The 1,210-nt window shown below is 69.4% G+C and carries 2 protein-coding genes; one reads left to right on the top strand and one right to left on the bottom strand.

From position 1 onward, the window contains the following. Positions 1-518 (bottom strand): hypothetical protein (locus ACFHWY_RS28555; RefSeq protein ID WP_416583337.1); only part of this gene is annotated, 518 nt, incomplete at its 3' end. Positions 519-685: 167 nt separating this feature from the next. On the opposite strand from ACFHWY_RS28555, the gene ACFHWY_RS28550 reads away from it, so the two are divergent. Then, a partial coding sequence (locus tag ACFHWY_RS28550) for an RICIN domain-containing protein (protein WP_416583336.1) occupies positions 686-1,210 on the top strand: 525 nt, incomplete at its 3' end.

Raw genomic sequence — 1,210 nt, 5'->3', positions numbered from 1 at the left:
CGTCTCGCGTCGGACCGGGGGCGTCCGGGCCGCACAGCCTTGATGGTCAGCACGGCGGTGAGTATCACCATGGCGGCGAGTCCGGCGTGAACGCCCCAGCCGACCTCCTGGGTGAGCCCGTCGATCCGGACGAGCACCAGGCCGTCGCGGACGATGTCGCCGACGCCGGGGGACTCGGCGCCGGCGGTGGACCAGGCCATGCCGGTGCCCTCGGTCAGCGGAGGGATGCGCAGCCACGTTACGGCGGTGACCGCGACGGCGGTCGTGGCGAGGCCTGCGGCACCCCAGCGCAGCATGGCCCCCGATGGCAGGTGGAGGCCGAGCAGCCCGGCTGCGGCGGCGAGCAGGCAGGCGCTTACCGCAGCGGCCCACCAGGTGGACGACGCCCATGCGGTCGCCGAGTTGGTGGCCCAGCCGTCGCCGTCAGCCCATCTGGTGCGGAACCACGGCAGCAGGCTCGCGCCGAACACCAGCATCGCCGTGACGATGATCGGCCAGCCGCGCCGCAACAGATCCATACCTGTGGAATATCCAGGTTCGCGCTGAAAGTCAACCATAGAAATCAACTAATCCGTTTCGTAGCCTGATCGTGCACATCGTCGACGCGGCTACGGGGGCAGCGTTCGTCGGCGACGCCTTGAGCTGCTCGCTTCGCCATGCCCTCGTCCGCACGAGAGGAGCATGGGTGAAGAGAATTCGATCCCGATGCGCGGCTGTCCTTGCCGCGGTCGTTGCCGGCAGTGGCGTGGTTCTGGCGTTGGGCGCGCCGGCACCTGCGGCGGTGCCGGCGCCGGACCCGGTCGCTATCGGACAGGCCGAGGACGGCGACCTGCAGGTACTGGCCACCGATGCGGACACCGCCGGCACCCAGGTCAAGGTCCGCACGTTCAGGAGCGGGCTGCCGGCTGCGGTGAAGTCCCAACGGTGGACGTTCGAGGTGGTCGCAGCGGGCAATCCGCCGACCTACCGGATCAAACACCTCTCCTCCGGGCTCTGCCTGCAGCCAGCAGCGGCCCAAGACGGGGCAGACGTGGTACTCGCCGTCTGCGGCAGCGGCAACAACCAGCGATGGACGAACGGAAGCGCCCAAACCTGGTCGCCGGCCGGATTCGACCTGCGCAACAAGGCCGACGGTCGCTGCCTCGACCTGTTCACCAGCGCGGACGGGCAGCCGGCCACCATGTGGGCCTGCTCTTCGTACTTCACCACT

Origin of the sequence: Micromonospora sp. LOL_024, from assembly GCF_048060415.1 — a bacterium.
Taxonomy (GTDB): Bacteria; Actinomycetota; Actinomycetes; order Mycobacteriales; family Micromonosporaceae; genus Micromonospora.
The sequence above is the reverse complement of the archived record's forward strand: the minus strand, read 5'-3'. Positions and strand labels throughout refer to the sequence as shown.